16 protein-coding genes and 1 pseudogene are annotated in these 15,882 nt (G+C 65.8%); 10 read left to right on the top strand and 7 right to left on the bottom strand.

Annotated elements, in window-relative coordinates; all coding sequences use genetic code 11:
- The first annotated feature begins 182 nt into the window (after positions 1-182).
- Positions 183-821: a TetR/AcrR family transcriptional regulator gene (locus tag BVC93_RS21245; RefSeq protein ID WP_083739202.1), complete on the top strand. Its 639-nt coding sequence runs from the start codon at positions 183-185 to the stop codon at positions 819-821.
- Positions 821-1,738, top strand: coding sequence for a sterol desaturase family protein (locus tag BVC93_RS21240; RefSeq protein ID WP_083739201.1), 918 nt, complete (start codon positions 821-823; stop codon positions 1,736-1,738). Before BVC93_RS21245 ends, BVC93_RS21240 begins: the two co-directional genes overlap by 1 nt.
- Here the strand turns inward: BVC93_RS21240 and BVC93_RS21235 are convergent.
- The 6 genes from BVC93_RS21235 to BVC93_RS21215 form a co-directional block, all read right to left on the bottom strand.
- On the bottom strand, positions 1,725-2,774 hold the full coding sequence (locus BVC93_RS21235) for a sulfate/molybdate ABC transporter ATP-binding protein (protein WP_083739200.1): 1,050 nt from the start codon (positions 2,772-2,774) through the stop codon (positions 1,725-1,727). The genes BVC93_RS21240 and BVC93_RS21235 overlap by 14 nt on opposite strands.
- A gap of 9 nt (positions 2,775-2,783) precedes the next feature.
- Positions 2,784-3,596 carry a sulfate ABC transporter permease subunit CysW gene (gene cysW, locus BVC93_RS21230; RefSeq protein WP_083739199.1) on the bottom strand — a complete coding sequence of 271 codons (813 nt, stop codon included), beginning with the start codon at positions 3,594-3,596 and terminating at the stop codon, positions 2,784-2,786.
- Positions 3,593-4,444, bottom strand: a complete 852-nt coding sequence (gene cysT, locus BVC93_RS21225) for a sulfate ABC transporter permease subunit CysT (protein ID WP_083739198.1) — start codon at positions 4,442-4,444, stop codon at positions 3,593-3,595. The genes cysW and cysT overlap by 4 nt, the downstream gene beginning before the upstream one ends.
- The gene (locus BVC93_RS21220; RefSeq protein WP_083739197.1) at positions 4,441-5,478 is read right to left on the bottom strand and encodes a sulfate ABC transporter substrate-binding protein; all 1,038 of its coding nucleotides are present in this window, start codon (positions 5,476-5,478) and stop codon (positions 4,441-4,443) included. The genes cysT and BVC93_RS21220 overlap by 4 nt, the downstream gene beginning before the upstream one ends.
- 136 nt (positions 5,479-5,614) lie before the next feature.
- Entirely contained in the window at positions 5,615-5,707 is a 93-nt protein-coding gene (locus BVC93_RS34785) for an Ms4533A family Cys-rich leader peptide (RefSeq protein ID WP_442928967.1), read from the bottom strand.
- A gap of 165 nt (positions 5,708-5,872) precedes the next feature.
- Positions 5,873-6,067 (bottom strand): hypothetical protein, encoded by a 195-nt coding sequence (locus BVC93_RS21215; protein WP_083739196.1) that lies wholly within the window; start codon positions 6,065-6,067, stop codon positions 5,873-5,875.
- Between the two features lie 43 nt (positions 6,068-6,110).
- On the opposite strand from BVC93_RS21215, the gene BVC93_RS21210 reads away from it, so the two are divergent.
- The 4 genes and pseudogenes from BVC93_RS21210 to BVC93_RS21195 all read left to right on the top strand — a co-directional run bounded on the left by BVC93_RS21210 (position 6,111) and on the right by BVC93_RS21195 (position 10,232).
- Positions 6,111-7,358: an FAD-dependent oxidoreductase gene (locus tag BVC93_RS21210; RefSeq protein WP_083739195.1), complete on the top strand. Its 1,248-nt coding sequence runs from the start codon at positions 6,111-6,113 to the stop codon at positions 7,356-7,358.
- Positions 7,359-7,499: 141 nt separating this feature from the next.
- Positions 7,500-9,431 (top strand): annotated as a pseudogene (locus BVC93_RS21205) (glycoside hydrolase family 15 protein); the annotation flags it as partial.
- A gap of 78 nt (positions 9,432-9,509) precedes the next feature.
- Positions 9,510-10,007: a GAF domain-containing protein gene (locus tag BVC93_RS21200; RefSeq protein WP_083739194.1), complete on the top strand. Its 498-nt coding sequence runs from the start codon at positions 9,510-9,512 to the stop codon at positions 10,005-10,007.
- Positions 10,008-10,058: 51 nt separating this feature from the next.
- The gene (locus tag BVC93_RS21195; RefSeq protein ID WP_157517016.1) at positions 10,059-10,232 is read left to right on the top strand and encodes a hypothetical protein; all 174 of its coding nucleotides are present in this window, start codon (positions 10,059-10,061) and stop codon (positions 10,230-10,232) included.
- A 170-nt stretch (positions 10,233-10,402) separates the two neighbouring features.
- Here BVC93_RS21195 and BVC93_RS21190 read toward each other — a convergent pair whose 3' ends face one another.
- The gene (locus BVC93_RS21190) at positions 10,403-11,890 is read right to left on the bottom strand and encodes an APC family permease (RefSeq protein ID WP_083739192.1); all 1,488 of its coding nucleotides are present in this window, start codon (positions 11,888-11,890) and stop codon (positions 10,403-10,405) included.
- Positions 11,891-12,107: 217 nt separating this feature from the next.
- Between BVC93_RS21190 and BVC93_RS21185 the strand changes: the two genes are divergently transcribed.
- The 4 genes from BVC93_RS21185 to BVC93_RS21170 all read left to right on the top strand — a co-directional run bounded on the left by BVC93_RS21185 (position 12,108) and on the right by BVC93_RS21170 (position 15,866).
- Positions 12,108-12,569 carry an Lrp/AsnC family transcriptional regulator gene (locus BVC93_RS21185; protein WP_083739191.1) on the top strand — a complete coding sequence of 154 codons (462 nt, stop codon included), beginning with the start codon at positions 12,108-12,110 and terminating at the stop codon, positions 12,567-12,569.
- A gap of 182 nt (positions 12,570-12,751) precedes the next feature.
- On the top strand, positions 12,752-13,588 hold the full coding sequence (locus BVC93_RS21180; RefSeq protein WP_083739190.1) for a polysaccharide deacetylase family protein: 837 nt from the start codon (positions 12,752-12,754) through the stop codon (positions 13,586-13,588).
- Positions 13,585-15,105, top strand: coding sequence for a C45 family autoproteolytic acyltransferase/hydolase (locus tag BVC93_RS21175; RefSeq protein ID WP_083739189.1), 1,521 nt, complete (start codon positions 13,585-13,587; stop codon positions 15,103-15,105). Before BVC93_RS21180 ends, BVC93_RS21175 begins: the two co-directional genes overlap by 4 nt.
- Positions 15,102-15,866 carry an SDR family NAD(P)-dependent oxidoreductase gene (locus tag BVC93_RS21170; protein WP_236950048.1) on the top strand — a complete coding sequence of 255 codons (765 nt, stop codon included), beginning with the start codon at positions 15,102-15,104 and terminating at the stop codon, positions 15,864-15,866. Before BVC93_RS21175 ends, BVC93_RS21170 begins: the two co-directional genes overlap by 4 nt.
- Positions 15,867-15,882 lie beyond the last annotated feature (16 nt).

Below are 15,882 nucleotides of genomic sequence, written 5' to 3'. Positions count from 1 at the left end.
ACTCGAGGCCGAAGGCCTCGGGCTGCAATCGGTCGTGGGTTGACAGCCGGTCACCAAGCCGCCCATGTCGTTGAAGAACTGCCCGGCCCGGGGCTGGTCGGAGTAGAGGCGTCGAGGCACAAAGTCTGGACCACCCGAGTTCAAATAGTGCTTGTTATTCGAATAGCCGCTACTATCCAAATATGGATCGTGATCAACAGCCTCGGCGCCTCACGCGCGCCGAGAGCAAGGAACTCACCCGTCGCAAACTCCTCGATGCCGCCGCGCAGGTGTTCGCCCGCAAGGGCTATGCCGCCGCGTCGGTGGATGAGGTCGCCGAGGCGGCCGGATTCTCCGTCGGTGCGGTGTACTCCAACTTCGCCAACAAGGACGAGCTCTTCTATGCGTTGATGAGCGACCGTGCCGTCAATCAGATCGGCGAGGTGGCCCACATCGTCGACTCCTCGCGCGAACAATCGGCCGACCCACTGCAGGCCCTGGGCGAGATGCTGATCGCCATCGCCGACAAGGACACCGACGCCGCAGTCCTGCGGACCGAGTTCTGGCTGCACGCGGTACGCAACCCCGAGCTGATGCAGATCGAGGCCGCCTCCTCGGCGAAGACCGTCGAAGCGGTGCGCGGCATCCTCGCAGAGATGCTCGCGCGCAACAACGTTGACGAGTCCGTCTCCGTAGACGAGTTCGCAATCACCACCATCGCGCTGTTCAGTGGCCTCATCCGACAGCGGCGGATCGACCCCGATCGAGTTCACGGCGAGATGTTCGGCCGAGCCCTGCGCTGGCAGCTGGCCGGCATGCCCAAGAAGGAAGCAACATCCTGATGGAGTGGATCGGAAACATCGGCCTCTACGCCATCCCGGCCTTCCTGCTGCTGTTGGGCGTCGAGTTCTTCGGTGATCACCTCGAGCGCAGGCGCGACCGGCGCGACGGCCGGGAAGGACTGCCGCGCAACAAAGTCGGCTTCTCCGGCAAGGACACCGCCACCAGCCTGTCGGTGTACGGACTGGGCCGGGTGGCCAACCTGGTCGAGAACTTCATCGAGCTGCCAATCGTGCTACTGGCCGCGGCGCTGGCACCCTGGGCGCTCTCGGCGTCGCAGTGGTGGGTCTGGGTGGTCGCGATCGTCGGCGCCGACCTGGCGTACTACGCCAAACACCGGATGCAGCACCGGGTGCGACTGTTCTGGGCGGGACACAGCGTGCACCACTCCAGCCAGCACTTCAACATGTCCACCGCGGTACGGCTGCCGTGGCTCATCCCGGGAGAGTTCCTGACCGCGGTGGTCTACATCCCGCTGGCGCTGGCCGGCATCCCGGCGTGGGTGATCTTCCTGTCGCAGTCCATCGTTCTGCTGTTCCAGTACCCGCTGCACACCGAACGCATCGGGAAACTGCCCCGCGCAGTCGAATACGTCTTCAACACCCCGTCGCATCACCGCGTGCACCACGGAGCCAACAACCCGTACCTGGACAAGAACTACGGTGGCATCCTCATCCTGTGGGACCGGCTGTTCGGCAGTTACGCCGAGGAGACCGAGCGGGTGCGCTACGGCCTGACCCACAACATCGACACCCACAACCCGGTGAAGGTCAACTTCGCCGAGTTCGTCGCGATGGTGCGCGATGTCTACCACGCCAAGACCTGGCGCGGCCGCATCGGCTACCTGCTGCGGCCGCCGGGCTGGCGCGAAACCGTGCCATTCGCCGAGACGCCCGCGGCGGAGCTCACTGCACGCTGAGCTGGTCCGCATCGTCGGCGGCAGGAACCTGCAGGCTCCCCGCAATCGACGGCACCCGGGTGGCGCGGACATACACCGTGTCCCCGGCCCTGAGGCCCAGTGCCTCCGCGTCGCCGCGGGTGATCTGCGCAGTGAAGGCACCGCCGGTGGTGGAGCTGGTCAACTCCACTCTGACCTCGAAGCCCAGCACGACGACGCGGTCGATGACAGCCTTGATGACGCCGGTGGACTCGGCGGTGCCGTCGCCGGCGGCAATGGCCATCTCGGGATTGCGGCCGACACGAATGTCGTGGGGGCGCACCAGGATTCCGTTGAGCGAAGACACCGTGCCCAGGAACGACATCACGAACCCGTTGGCGGGCTCGTCGTACACCTCGGTGGGGCTGCCCACCTGTTCGATGCGGCCCTTGTTGAGTACGGCGACCCGATCGGCAACGTCCAGCGCCTCGGCCTGATCGTGGGTGACCAGCACCGTGGTGACGTGCACCTCGTCGTGCAGGCGGCGCAGCCAGGTCCGAAGGTCCTCACGCACCTTCGCATCCAGCGCTCCGAACGGTTCGTCGAGCAACAGCACCTCGGGATCGACAGCCAACGCGCGGGCCAGTGCCATGCGTTGGCGCTGGCCACCGGAAAGCTGGTTGGGATAACGGGTCTGGAATCCGGCCAGACCGACCACCTCGAGCAGATTGTCGACCTTGTCCTTGATCTCGGCCTTGGGACGCTTGCGGATCTTCAGGCCGAACGCGACGTTGTCTCGCACGCTCAGGTGTTTGAATGCGGCGTAGTGCTGGAAGACGAATCCGATGCCGCGCTTCTGCGGCGGTACCCGCGTGACATCGCGGCCGTTGATGGTGATGGTGCCGGTGTCCGGCTGGTCCAGTCCGGCGATGGCCCGCAACAGCGTCGACTTGCCAGAGCCGCTGGGACCCAGCAGTGCGGTCAGCGAGCCGGACGGGACCACAAAGTCGACGTTGTCGAGCGCGGCGAAGGCGCCGTAGTGCTTGTTGGCACCGCTGACGGTGATCGCGTTGGTCATCAAAGTCTCCTATTTCTCGGCCCGGGAGCGCCGGGAGTCGAGGACCACCTGCACTATGAGCACCAGAACCGCGACGGCCATCAGCACTGTGGAGATGGCGTAGGCCCCATATTCGTTGGCACGGTTGTAACGATCGGCCACCAGCAGCGTCAAGGTCTGCGACTGACCCGGCAGGTTGGACGACACCATGATGACCGCACCGAACTCGCCCAGTGTGCGGGCGATGGTCAGCACGATGCCGTAGGTCAGGCCCCAACGGATGGACGGCAGGGTGATGCGCCAGAACGTCTGCCACCACTGCGCGCCGAGCGTCGCCGAGGCCTCCTCCTGGTCGGTGCCCAGCTCGTGCAGCACCGGTTCGACCTCGCGGATGACGAACGGGACCGTGACGAAAATGCTGGCGAGCACGATGCCGGGGAAACTGAAGATGATCTTGAGGCCGAAGTCGTTCTCCACGAACCCGAACAAACCAGCCGAACCCCACAGCAGGATCAAGGCGACGCCCACCACCACCGGTGACACCGCGAACGGCAGGTCGATGACGGCCTGCAGCGCACTCTTGCCCCGGAACTTGTTGCGTGCGAGCACCAGTGCGGTGGGCACGCCGAAAAGTACGTTCAGCGGGACCACGATGGCCACCACCAGCAGCGACAGCTGCAGCGCGGACACCGCCGCCGGAGTGCTGATGGAGCCGACGAACTCACCGATCCCCGGCTCCAGCGTGCGCCACAGGATCAGGCCCACCGGCACGATCACCAGGATCCCGACGTAGGCGATGGCGATGAAACGCAGTAGATAGCGCACCGTGGGCGACAGTGTCATCGCGCCTGCTCCTCCCGGCGCGCGGCCCGCGAGCCGACAGCACGCAGCACAAACAGCACCACGAACGAAATGGCAAGCAGCACGATGGAGATGGCGGCCGCACCGGTGCGGTCGTCGTTCTCGATCAGGGTGCGGATCCACTGCGATGACACCTCGGTCTCACCGGGAACGGCGCCGCCGATCAACACAACGGAGCCGAATTCGCCGATGGCCCGCGAAAACGCCAGCCCGGCACCCGACAACAGCGACGGCAGCAATGCCGGCAAGATGACCTTGGTCAGAATCGTGAAATTGTTGGCGCCCAACGACGCCGCGGCCTCTTCGACCTCCCGGTCGAGTTCGAGCAACACCGGTTGCACCGAGCGCACCACGAACGGCAGCGTGACAAACAGCAGTGCAATGCCGATACCCCATTTGGTGTGCTGCAGATGCAGATCCACCGGACTGTTGGGCCCGTACAGAGCCAGCATCACCAGGCTGGCCACGATGGTAGGCAGCGCGAACGGCAGGTCGATCACCGCGTCGACAAGGCGCTTTCCCGGGAAATCGTCACGCGTCAGCACCCACGCCACCAGCAGTCCGAACACCCCGTTGATCAACGTCACCCCGATAGAGACTGTCAACGTCACCTCGAAGGACCGCATCGCCGATGGCGAGGTGATCGCGTCCCAGAACGCCGTCCACCCACCCTTGGCGGACTGCCAGAGGATGGCAGCCAGCGGCAGCAACACGATCACCGACAGCCACAGCGTGGCCGCTCCGACCCGCAGTGACGTACTGCCCTGGCGGCCGAACGCCCGGCCCGAACTGGGTTCGGGCCGGGCGTCGGTGGCGGCACTCTGCGTCATCCAGTGGCCTGCTTGTAGATCTTGGTGATGGTGCCGTTGTCCTTGTCGAACAGCGCGGGATCCACCTCACCCCAGCCGCCGAGATCGGCGATGGTCCACAGCTTCTCCGGCTCCGGGAAGTCGGCCGCGAACTGCTCGGCGACGGCCGGATCGACGGGACGGAATCCAGCTTCGGCCCAGATCTTCTGCCCGTCGGGGGTGTAGAGGAAGTTCTTCAGTGCGTTGGCCTGCTGCAGATGGGCACTGGTCGAGACCACCGCCACCGGATTCTCGATCTTGAAGGTCTGCGGAGGGTTCACATGCTCGACGGGCTTGCCTTGGCGCTCGACGTAGATGGCCTCGTTCTCGTAACTGAGCAACACGTCACCGGTGCCCTGCAGGAACACATCGGTGGCCTCACGTCCCGAACCTGGGCGGGTCTTGACGTGCTCGGTCACCAGCTTGTTCACGAAGTCGATACCCGCCTCGGGGTTCTGGCCGCCGTTGCTCTTGGCGGCGTACGGCGCCAGCAGGTTCCACTTGGCCGAGCCGGAGCTCAGCGGGCTGGGGGTGACGACCTCGAGTCCGGGTTGCAGCAGGTCATCCCAGTCGCGGATGTTCTTGGGATTGCCTTCCCGGACCACCAGCGACACCACCGAGCCGAACGGCAGGCCCTTGGTGGCGTCGGTGTTCCAGTCCGCCGACACCTTGTCCGCCTTGACCAGGCGGGTGACGTCGGGTTCCACCGAGAAGTTCACGATGTCGGCCGGCTTGCCGTCGACCACGGCGCGGGACTGGTCGCCGGAGGCGCCGTAGGAGGTGGTGACCGCGATGCCCTTGCCCTCTTCGGTCGCGGCGAAGGCCGGGATGATCTTGCTCCAGCCTGGTTCCGGAACGGCGTAGGCCACCAGCGTCAGGGTGGTCTCCGCGTCCGAGGCGCCGCCTTCCTCACCCACGACGTCACTCGCGCCGCCACCACAGGCCGCCACCACGGAGGCGGTCAGGGCCAGCGCCGCGGCGGTCTGCCAGGTTCGTCGGGTATTGCTCCAGGACATGTGGTGTGCCTTTCGTGGGTGGACGAGTGCCGGGATGTGGAAAACCCGTCGCAACGGAAGGCGTTTTGTTCAGAATCCGGCTAGACCACCCAGAGCCATAGCCGCCACCGACACCGAACCGCGCACGGGCGTGGAGTCAGCGACAACAACAGACATCTGCGACGGCACAGAAACCCACGGCAATGAGGGCCAGGACATGGCCACCCCTGTTGCCGGACGCCGTACGCATGGTCCGGAAGAGTAGCAGAGTGTGTCGTGACCACCAGCGTGGGCAACGGTTCCGGCTGATTGAACTGCCAACCCGGCCCGCGCTAGCGGGTGACCAGCCACATGACGACGACAAGAACCACCAGAAGCACCAGGATCAACGTCACCCGTGAGCGCGGCATGCCGTTCACCGGTCACCGTCCTGTCCGCTGCGTAGCCGATGCAGCAATCGAACTCCATTGCCCAGCAGAGCGTCCAGCAGGACCGCGATGGCGTAGGCCAGCAGCAGCACCACCGGCATCACCACCACGGTCTGCAGTACGAAGCCCAGCCCGGACAGCCACAGTTCGACACCGTCCCACCAGCTCAGCAGTCCGTGCATCAAAGCGACCGTCCGTCCACGACCACCACCCTACGATCTGAAGATGGCCGCGGCCGAAAGCGCTCTGGAATACACCACCTGCCTGGTCGCCGGCGGGGGTCCGGCCGGGGTGATGCTGGGCCTGCTGCTGGCCCGCGCCGGCATCGAGGTCACGGTGATGGAAAAGCACGCCGATTTCCTGCGCGACTTCCGCGGCGACACGGTGCATGCCAGCACTTTGCGCCTGCTCGACGAACTCGGACTGGCATCGACGTTTGCCGCCGTGCCGCACCGCATGATCGACGAGATCGCCCTCAATGTGCGCGGCAACATCCTGAGGATGGACCTGCGGCACCTGCCCGGCAACCACAAGCACATCGCGCTGGTGCCGCAGTGGGATTTCCTGGAGATGCTGGCAGGAGCCGCAGAGCAGGAACCGAGCTTCCGGTTGCTGCGCAGCACCGAAGTGCTGGGTCCCCGCTACGAGAACGGCCGTGTGGCGGGGGTGCGCTTCCGCGACGCCGACGGCCACGAGCACCAGATGCGTGCCGCGTTGACGGTGGCCTGTGATGGCAGGGCCTCCACCTTGCGCACCGCCTGCGGTCTGCGGCCCCGCAGTTTCGGGGCCCCGATGGACGTGTGGTGGTTCCGGTTACCGCGGTTCGAGGCGGACCCGCACGGTCTCAACGGGCGGTTCGAAAGCGGCCAGGCGGTGGCGTTGATCGACCGTGGCGACTATTTCCAGGTGGCCTACCTGATCAGGAAGGGTTCGGACGCGCAACTGCGCGCCGAGGGTATCGAGTCGCTGCGCGAGAGGATCAGCGCGCTGGTGCCGTGGCTGGCTGACCGAGTGGATCAGCTGCAATCCTTCGATGACGTGAAACTGCTTGACGTTCAACTGAATCGGCTGCACAAGTGGTATGCCGACGGCATCTTGTTCCTGGGCGACGCCGCACACGCCATGTCTCCCGTCGGCGGTGTCGGCATCAACCTGGCCGTCGCCGACGCGGTGGCGGCCGCCCGCATCCTGGCGCGACCTCTGCGTTCCGGGCTGCTGTCCAACCGGGATCTGGCGATGGTGCAGGCACGGCGCTGGCTGCCCGCGGCGCTGATCCAACGGGTGCAGCGTTTTGTCCACGACAACGTGATCGCCGTCGCGTTCAGCGGGCCCCCCACCACCGCCGCGGCCGTCGGCGACCCACCACTGGTCCTGCGTCTGGCCAACCGCTTTCCGGTGCTGCCGCGGATCGCCGCCTACGGGGTGGCCATCGGCCCGCTGCCCGAGCACGCACCCGACTTCGCGCGCCGCTGAGGAATCGCCGTGTCCCCAAGTAGACGTGCACGGCGTCGGCAACCGATGATGGGCGGCATGACCCTCGACATCGAGACCGGCGACAGCGCAGCGGGCAGCGAGCGACCACAGGTCGACCCTGCTCCGTTCACCGTGACCGCCCCGGTGCCCTATGCGCCGGCGGGGCTGTTGCGCAACCCGTTCCCGCCGATCGCCGACTACGGGTTCCTGTCCGACTGTGAGACCACCTGCCTGGTGTCGTCGGCCGGGTCGATCGAATGGCTGTGTGTCCCGCGGCCGGACTCCCCCAGCGTTTTCGGCGCCATCCTCGACCGCGGGGCAGGGCATTTCCGGCTGGGCCCGTACGGGGTGTCGGTGCCCGCGGCGCGGCGTTACCTGCCGGGCAGCCTGATTCTGGAGACCACCTGGCAAACCCACACCGGGTGGGTGATCGTGCGTGAAGCACTGGTGATGGGCCCGTGGCACGATCTGGAGCGGCGCTCACGCACCCATCGCCGCACCCCGATGGACTGGGATGCCGAGCACATCCTGCTGCGGACGGTGCGTTGTGTCAGCGGCACCGTCGAACTGGTGATGAACTGCGAACCGTCGTTCGACTACCACCGCATCCCAGCCAAGTGGGAGTACTCCGGCCCGGCCTACGGTGAGGCCATTGCCAGGGCCAGCCGCAACCCTGACGCCCACCCCACGCTGCGGCTCACCACCAACCTGCGTCTCGGGTTGGAGGGACACGAGGCCCGGGCCAGGACCCGCCTGACCGAAGGCGACAACGTCTTCGTCGCACTCAGTTGGTCCGGCCATCCGGCGCCGCAGACCTACGAAGAGGCCGCCGACAAGATGTGGAAGACCAGCGAGTGCTGGCGTCAATGGATCAACATCGGCGATTTCCCCGATCACCCGTGGCGGTCCTATCTGCAGCGCAGCGCGCTGACATTGAAGGGGCTGACATACTCGCCGACGGGTGCGTTGCTGGCGGCCAGCACCACCTCGCTGCCGGAGACCCCCCAGGGTGAGCGCAACTGGGATTACCGCTACGCGTGGGTGCGTGACTCCACGTTCGCGTTGTGGGGGCTGTACACCCTGGGGCTGGACCGCGAGGCCGACGACTTCTTCGCCTTCATCGCCGACGTCTCCGGAGCCAACAACGGGGAGCGTCATCCGCTGCAGGTGATGTACGGCGTGGGCGGTGAACGCAGCCTCGAAGAAGCCGAACTGAATCACTTGTCCGGCTACGACAATTCCCGCCCGGTGCGCATCGGCAACGGCGCCTACAGCCAGATGCAGCACGACATCTGGGGCACCATGCTCGATTCGGTGTACCTGCACACCAAGTCCCGTGAGCAAATCCCCGAGACCTTGTGGCCGGTGCTCAAGGAGCAGGTCGAAGAGGCCATCAAGCATTGGAAGGAACCCGATCGCGGCATCTGGGAGGTGCGCGGCGAACCCCAGCACTTCACCTCCAGCAAGATCATGTGCTGGGTGGCGCTGGACCGTGGCTCCAAGCTCGCCGATCTGGAAGGTGAGAAGTCCTACGCCCAGCAGTGGCGGGTCGTCGCCGAGGAGATCAAAGCTGACATTCTCGAACATGGTGTCGACTCGCGCGGGGTGCTGACCCAGCGTTACGGCGACGACGCGCTGGACGCCTCCCTGCTGCTGGCGGTGCTGACCCGGTTCCTGCCGCCGGACGACCCACGGATCCGGGCGACCGTGCTGGCCATCGCCGACGAGCTGACCGAGGACGGGCTGGTGTTGCGTTACCGGGTCGAGGAGACCGACGACGGTCTCTCCGGCGAGGAGGGCACCTTCACCATCTGCTCGTTCTGGCTGGTGTCCGCGCTGGTCGAGATCGGCGAGATCCACCGCGCCCGGCATCTGTGCGAGCGTCTGCTGAGCTTCGCCAGCCCGTTGCACCTGTACGCCGAGGAGATCGAGCCGCGCACCGGCAGGCATCTGGGCAACTTCCCGCAGGCGTTCACCCACCTGGCGCTGATCAACGCCGTGGTGCACGTGATCCGCGCCGAGGAAGAGGCCGACAGCTCCGGGGTGTTCCAGCCGGCCAACGCTCCCATGTGAATTCACGTCGAGCGCGCGGCTGCGCTCGTCGTGAATTCATCTCTTGCAAGGATGGTTGGCAGGCAGCACGATCGACGCATGGGCGACGAACCGACACCAGCCACCGACACCACTCCCGGACTGCGCGGCCTGTCCGCGGAGCTGGACGCCATTGTCGCGAAACTCGGGGTGAAGTCCGTTCTGGTGATGCGTTCGCAACCCGATTCGATGGTGGTGGCCGCCACCGCAGGTGAGGCGTCGAAGCACTACACCGTCGGTGCGGCAGGCCAGAAGGCCGGCGACACCGAGCGGGTGCCGCTCTACTGCGAGCGCGTGGTGAACACCGATGCGCCGTTGTTCGTGAAGGACTCCCGCGACGACGCGACGTTCGCCGGGAACGAGGACGAGGTGGAGTTCGGTCTGCACAACTACCTCGGACTTGCCGTACACGACCCGAGCGGCGGAGTGGTCGGTACGGTCTGTGTGCTCGACGACGCGGCACGTGAGTACCGCGATGACGAGGTGGCGGCGCTGGAGGCCCTGCGCGACGACGTCGAACGTGCGCTGCGCGAGGATGATTCGGCACTGGGCGGCTGATTTCTCAGCATCACGGTGCGCCGATGTCTGTGCCCACGGACATCGGTGGAGATGGAGAACAGGGACACATCCCGGCGGGTGATCGACCTCGCGACGGGCGTGCTCTACCGGCACGGAAGCGAACTCGGTGCGCTCACTGCGGCGCACGGGGCGGGCGCGTCTCCGGGGCTGAACAGCACCGCCCCGAGGGTGATCAGCGCCGCGCCGATCACCGCGGACAGATAGGGCCACCACGCTGGCTCATCACCGCATCTCCTCCGGCCGACACCTCTGTGAGGGTAGGAGGCCGGCGCGGGGAGCAGGCGCGACCAAGCCGGTGCGCTGACCAGATGACCGGGAGAACCGTTGTGCTGCAACCGATAACAGCGGTAACCGGTTAAAAATCAGCGTGGGTGTTACGCCGGCCCCGTCGGGGTCGACGCCGAGTCCGCAGCTCCACCGGCGAAGCCGGCCTCGACGGCCGAGGGCGGATCACGCCAGACCCAGGGCTGGCGATCCTGCACCAGGCGGCGGTAGGCATACAACACCACCGACAGCGACAACACCACCACGCCGATGACGAGTTCCCTGGTGCCTCCGTAGCCGGTGATGGAGGCGCTCAGCGCACCCACCACCACCAGGATGGAATCGACCACCACCAGAACCGCGGCGACATAAACCCATTGCCGACCCAGCTTGATGGGTCTCGGCGCATCCGGTTCGTCGCGGCGAAGGTGCAGGAAGCCGGTGAGTGAGAGAACATGGCACACCAGGTATCCGAGGATGCCCGCGACAATCACCGCCAGTGCCTCTCCGACGAACAAAATGAGCACGACGTTGACCACAAGGTCCAGCGACATTGCCCGGCCCGGCACCTTGAAGCGGTTCAACTCCCCCAGCTGCTTGATGGTCAGCCCCTCCCGGGCGCTGCCGTGCAGTACCCGGCCGCCGTCGGCGGTGGTCATCACCATCAGCAGCATCAGGCCGGCGATCAGACAGATGGTCATCACCACGTCGCCGCCGGTGAACATACGGCCGAACAGGTCCAGGTAGAAAGTCACCGGATTCTCGGCAACCTCGGCTTGATCGACCAGCCCGCCTACGCCGAAGGGCACCAGGATATAGACCGCGATCACGAAGAAGCCGGCCAGGCGCAGCGCAATTCGGCTGTCGCGCACAGTGTCCCGGAACTCCGGCACGAAGGAGGCAACCGCTTCGATTCCGTAGACCGACCAAGCCAAAACGAACATCCAGGCGATCGCGGTGCGCCAACCCGACTCTCCGCTGGCTCCCAGATCCCAGTTCAGGTTGTCCACCGACCACTGCCCGGAAACCAGGGGTGCCACGGCGAACACCACGATGGGGATCAGGACCAGGACGCCGGTGGCGTACATGATCCACATCGCCGGCCGCATACCCAGAACGTTGAGCGCCCACCCGAGGAAGAGGACGCCGAGTGCGATCACATGGGGAAGCCCGATCTCGGTGAGCCCCGTCGAGAAAGTCCACGTCTGGTCCGGGAACCACTCGGTCTGCACCAGATTGCCGATCTGCAGGCCATAGATGGCCAGTGAGCTCGACCAGGCGAACCAATAACCGTAGGTTGCCAGCGGCCCCACGAGGGTGGAGTGGCGGCGCCAACCCTGGTGGGCGTACATCGAGATTCCACCCACCTTGTCCGAGAACATGCTGGCCATCTCGGAGTAGATGAAGTTCTGCAGACACGCGATCACGGCGACGACGCCCAGCAGCACGATGGCGGTCCATGCGCCGATGAATCCGATGGCGTATCCCATGCTGACGAACAGGGCTGCGGGTATCGACAGGCTTATCGTGAAGCCGTCCCACCACCTGAGGTTTTTCTCGTAGGTGTGGTCGTCGGCGAAAGTGTCGTGTGCGGTCATCAGTTCTCCGGGGTTGCGGCTGAAGTAGGCCTGGAGCGGCCGACGCGAACCCGGGCCTGACCGACTCCGGGTGAGACGGGACAGTATCAGCACGCATTGCGTGGCACAACGCGAAATTATCTGCGCGAAGCGCGGCCATGTACGGCAGTGCATTGCCCATTGCGCCGTAACGTGTCGCAACATCGTCCCACTCGCACTGCTGACTAGAGTCGTAGCCATGGCCGCGGACAGTCTCGATGACCTCGATCGTGGGATCCTGCGTCAACTCGAGGAAGACGGTCGGCGCGCGTTCCGTGAGATCGCCCGCACTCTGGGTACCTCGGAGGCCACCGTCCGCGCCCGCGTCAAGCGGATGCAGGACCTCGAGATCCTGCGCATCGTGGCGTTCGCCGACCCCGAGCGCTTGGGCAATCATCAACTGGCCCTGGCGATGTTGTCCGTGGAACCCCACCGCCACGGGGACGTGGTGGCCCAGCTGAGCAAGCTTCCCGAGATTTCCTACGTCTCCACTCTCCTGGGCCGTTTCGACATCTGCGCCGAGATCGCCAGCTCCAGCAACGTCGAGTTGTGGGAGTTCCTCGAGACGCAGGTCAACACCATCGAAGGCGTCCGAGCAGTGGAAACGTTGTCCATCGTGCACGTGCACAAACTGCGCTACGGTTCACCCCCCACCGCCTGAGCATCTATGCGCATTGCGCGAGAAAACCGGCCGATGTGGCCAATGTGCGGCGAAGAACTACGCTTGCGTCTCGCACTGCGTACTGTTAGGTTTCTTTGCAACGCATTGCGTTACTTCATCCCAAATTTTTGACGCAATGCGAAGTGTATTTCCCCTTGCGTGATGCAGCCCTAGGAGCCGATATGCCCGGACCGCACTCCTTTCCCGACGGCAACACCAGCGCCGTCTCACTGACCTTCGACGTCGACGCCGAAGCGGGCTGGCTGGGCGAAGGACCCGAGTACGCCCGCCGGCTGACCATCCTGTCCGAAGGCCGCTACGGGGTCACCCGCGGTATCCCGAGAATTCTGGAACTGCTTGCCAGACATGCTATTCCAGCGACCTTCTTCGTCCCGGGCCACACCGCCGAGCAGCATCCCGCCATGGTGGAAGCGCTGTTGGAGGCCGGGCACGAGATCGCCCACCATGGCTATCTGCACCTGCGTAGCGACAAAGTGAGCCCGGTCGCCCAGGCCGAGGAGATCGAGCGCGGCCTCGAGGTGTTCGAGCGTCTGGGCGTACCGGCGCCCCGCGGATACCGCTCGACATCGTGGGAGCTGACGCCCGAGACCTTCGAGCTGCTGGTGCAACACGGGTTCGCCTACGACTCCAGTTGCATGGGCGACGACCGTCCCTACCTCGAACGCTGGGAGGACCTGGAAATCCTCGAGATACCCGTGCACTGGTCCCTTGATGACTGGCCACGCTTCGGATGGAACATCGACGGCGGAGGCAACGTCGCCGACCCTGAGGAACTGCGCCGCACCTGGATCGCCGAATTCGACTCTGCCCGCGCCGAACAACGCCACACCAGTTTCACCATGCATCCCGAGGTCATCGGCCGGCCCTACCGGCTGGCGCAACTCGAACGCGTCATCGAGCACATGGCGAACACCGGTGATGTCTGGTTCGCCAGGATGGATACCGTTGCCGAGCACGCCGCCCCGAGCCTGCGGGAATCGGCGGTGCCGACACCGTGACTCGTCGATTCCGCTCCACCCACACCGACCCCATGCGCCGGGGTGAGGAATTCGGCGCCGCACACGCCGGCCAGATCGCGGCCGTCATCACCGCGTACCAGGGCCTGTTCGACGCCGCCGCCCAGCAACGGGTCGACCTCGATGATTGGGGTGCGGCTGCGCTGGAGCGCACGGCCACATTCGCACCGGCACTCGCCACGGAGATGACCGGAATCGCCACTGGCGCAGCGGTACCGGTGACACATATCGCCGCAATCAACGCGCGGACGGAAATCCTGGCCGCCGCCCGGGTAGCCACGGCCAACCGACCAGCAAATGAATGCTCGACCGTGGTGGCGCTGCGCCGCAGTGAGCCGCCGCTGGCGATCCAGGCCTGGGACTGGTACGCGGATCTGGCGCAGCTGTGGCTGGTGTGGGACATTCCGCACGCCGACGGCCATCGGACCACCACACTGACCGAATACGGCATCGTCGGCAAGATCGGGGTGAACGACCGCGGCCTCGGCGTCCACTTCAACATCCTGCACCACCGCGACGACGGCGCCGGGATCGGCGTGCCGGTGCACGTGCTGGCCCGATCGGTGCTCGACAGCGCGCGTGACCTCAACCAAGCGTTGGTCACGCTGGCCCAGGCTCCGGTGTCGGCGTCGAGTTCACTGACACTGGTCGCCGCCAGCGGCACCGAGTCAGCAGCCGTCAGCGTCGAGGTCAGCCCGGCCGGGGTGGGCTACGCCCTACCCGATTCCGAAGGGTTGCTGATCCACACCAACCACTTCCTGAGCGCCCCAGGCAGTCTCGCCGACACCGAGTTGCGCGACGGACCGGATTCCGTGCTGCGCTACGACATGCTGCGGCGAGCTCTCGCAGGCCGGGGCGAGCTCGACGCCGCCGACGTAGTGGGCGCGCTGTCGTCACATCTGCTCGGCGGTGGCGGCACCTGCTGCCACGTCGACACAACCTTGGCGCCGTCGGCCCACTTCCAGACCCTGGCCACCGTCGCCCTCGACATTCGCGCCGGCACGCTCGCCGTGCATGCCGGCGGACCCTGCACCGCCCCCGCCACGCTCGTGGCCCCCACGATGAGAGAAGGAACAGTGCCCACCCTCAAACGCATCGACAACATGGACATCCTGACCCGCGACGTCGACACGCTGGTGCAGTTCTACCACGGTGTCCTGGGTCTGCCGTTCCACCTGCCCTATGAGAAGGACGAGGAGTGGGCGGCCATCAACCTGGGTAACGTCACCCTCTACATCTTCAAATCGGAAGTGGGCGAACACGCCCCGCGCCGTACCGCGGTCAACCCCGACAATCCACCCGGATACGACTCGATCGCCTTCGAGGTCGATGATCTCGATGCCGCCGAGGCCGAACTCGACGGCCACGTCGAGTGGGTGGACGAGCGCATCGAATGGAAGCACCCCAACGGCACGTGGTACCGGTACCGCCCGTTCTTCGACCCCGACGGCAACATGCTCTACATCACCGAACCCCACATCGCCGAGACGGTGTCGTGACGGCGCTGCCGGAAACCGGCTTGTCCGGCCGGGTCGCGTTCGTCACCGGCGCAGCCCGCGGGATGGGCGCCACACATGCCGCCACGCTCGCCCACCGCGGCGCCGACCTGCTGCTTGCCGACATCGACACCGCAGAGCTGGAAGGCGTCGCCGAGCAGGTTCGTTCGGACACCGGGCGCCGAGTACACACCATGGCCCTCGACGTCACCACCACTGACGCCGGGGCAGCGGTGGCCGCCCAGGTCGAGGAACACTTCACACAGCTGGACATCGTGGTGCACAACGCGGGCATCATGCACGACTGGCGCACCCTGGCAGACACACCCGTCTCGGCACTACAGCCCTACCTGGACGTCAACGTCCTGGGACCGTACGACATCACCCGTGTCCTGGCGCCACTACTGGGACGCAGTCAGGCGGCGCGAGTCATCTTCATCTCCTCACAGTGGGGTCAACTACCCGACGGGCACTCGTACGGCTACATGGTGTCCAAGGCGGCTCAGCTGGGGTTGATGAAAGCCCTTGCCAAAGAGCTACTGCCACAGCGCATTCTGGTCAACGCCATCGCGCCCGGAGCGGTGCACACCCGGATGGTTCCCGACGAGGTCTACGACACCGAACTGGCCGCCGTCCCCCTCGGACGCCTGGCCGATCCCGCCGAGATCTCCGCTGCCGTGGCATTCCTGGCCGGGGATGGCGCCGCCTTCATCACCGGACAGATCCTGGCCGTCAACGGCGGCGCACTCATCCCTGCCGCCTGACACAGGAGGACCCACC

This window comes from Mycobacterium sp. MS1601, assembly GCF_001984215.1.
In the GTDB taxonomy this organism is placed as follows: Bacteria; Actinomycetota; Actinomycetes; order Mycobacteriales; family Mycobacteriaceae; genus Mycobacterium.
Note: the sequence above shows the minus strand (reverse complement) of the source record. Positions and strands in the feature narration are given on the sequence as shown.

Bases quoted from the DNA above. Each gene is read 5' to 3' on its own strand.
- BVC93_RS21190 (WP_083739192.1), bottom strand. From the start codon at position 11,890: ATGACCGCACACGACACTTTCGCCGACGACCACACCTACGAGAAAAAC.
- BVC93_RS21195 (WP_157517016.1), top strand. From the start codon at position 10,059: ATGGAGAACAGGGACACATCCCGGCGGGTGATCGACCTCGCGACGGGC.
- BVC93_RS21210 (WP_083739195.1), top strand. From the start codon at position 6,111: ATGGCCGCGGCCGAAAGCGCTCTGGAATACACCACCTGCCTGGTCGCC.
- BVC93_RS21235 (WP_083739200.1), bottom strand. From the start codon at position 2,774: ATGACCAACGCGATCACCGTCAGCGGTGCCAACAAGCACTACGGCGCC.
- BVC93_RS21180 (WP_083739190.1), top strand. From the start codon at position 12,752: ATGCCCGGACCGCACTCCTTTCCCGACGGCAACACCAGCGCCGTCTCA.
- BVC93_RS21200 (WP_083739194.1), top strand. From the start codon at position 9,510: ATGGGCGACGAACCGACACCAGCCACCGACACCACTCCCGGACTGCGC.
- BVC93_RS34785 (WP_442928967.1), bottom strand. From the start codon at position 5,707: ATGCGTACGGCGTCCGGCAACAGGGGTGGCCATGTCCTGGCCCTCATT.
- cysT (WP_083739198.1), bottom strand. From the start codon at position 4,444: ATGACGCAGAGTGCCGCCACCGACGCCCGGCCCGAACCCAGTTCGGGC.
- BVC93_RS21220 (WP_083739197.1), bottom strand. From the start codon at position 5,478: ATGTCCTGGAGCAATACCCGACGAACCTGGCAGACCGCCGCGGCGCTG.
- BVC93_RS21215 (WP_083739196.1), bottom strand. From the start codon at position 6,067: ATGCACGGACTGCTGAGCTGGTGGGACGGTGTCGAACTGTGGCTGTCC.
- cysW (WP_083739199.1), bottom strand. From the start codon at position 3,596: ATGACACTGTCGCCCACGGTGCGCTATCTACTGCGTTTCATCGCCATC.
- BVC93_RS21185 (WP_083739191.1), top strand. From the start codon at position 12,108: ATGGCCGCGGACAGTCTCGATGACCTCGATCGTGGGATCCTGCGTCAA.
- BVC93_RS21240 (WP_083739201.1), top strand. From the start codon at position 821: ATGGAGTGGATCGGAAACATCGGCCTCTACGCCATCCCGGCCTTCCTG.
- BVC93_RS21245 (WP_083739202.1), top strand. From the start codon at position 183: ATGGATCGTGATCAACAGCCTCGGCGCCTCACGCGCGCCGAGAGCAAG.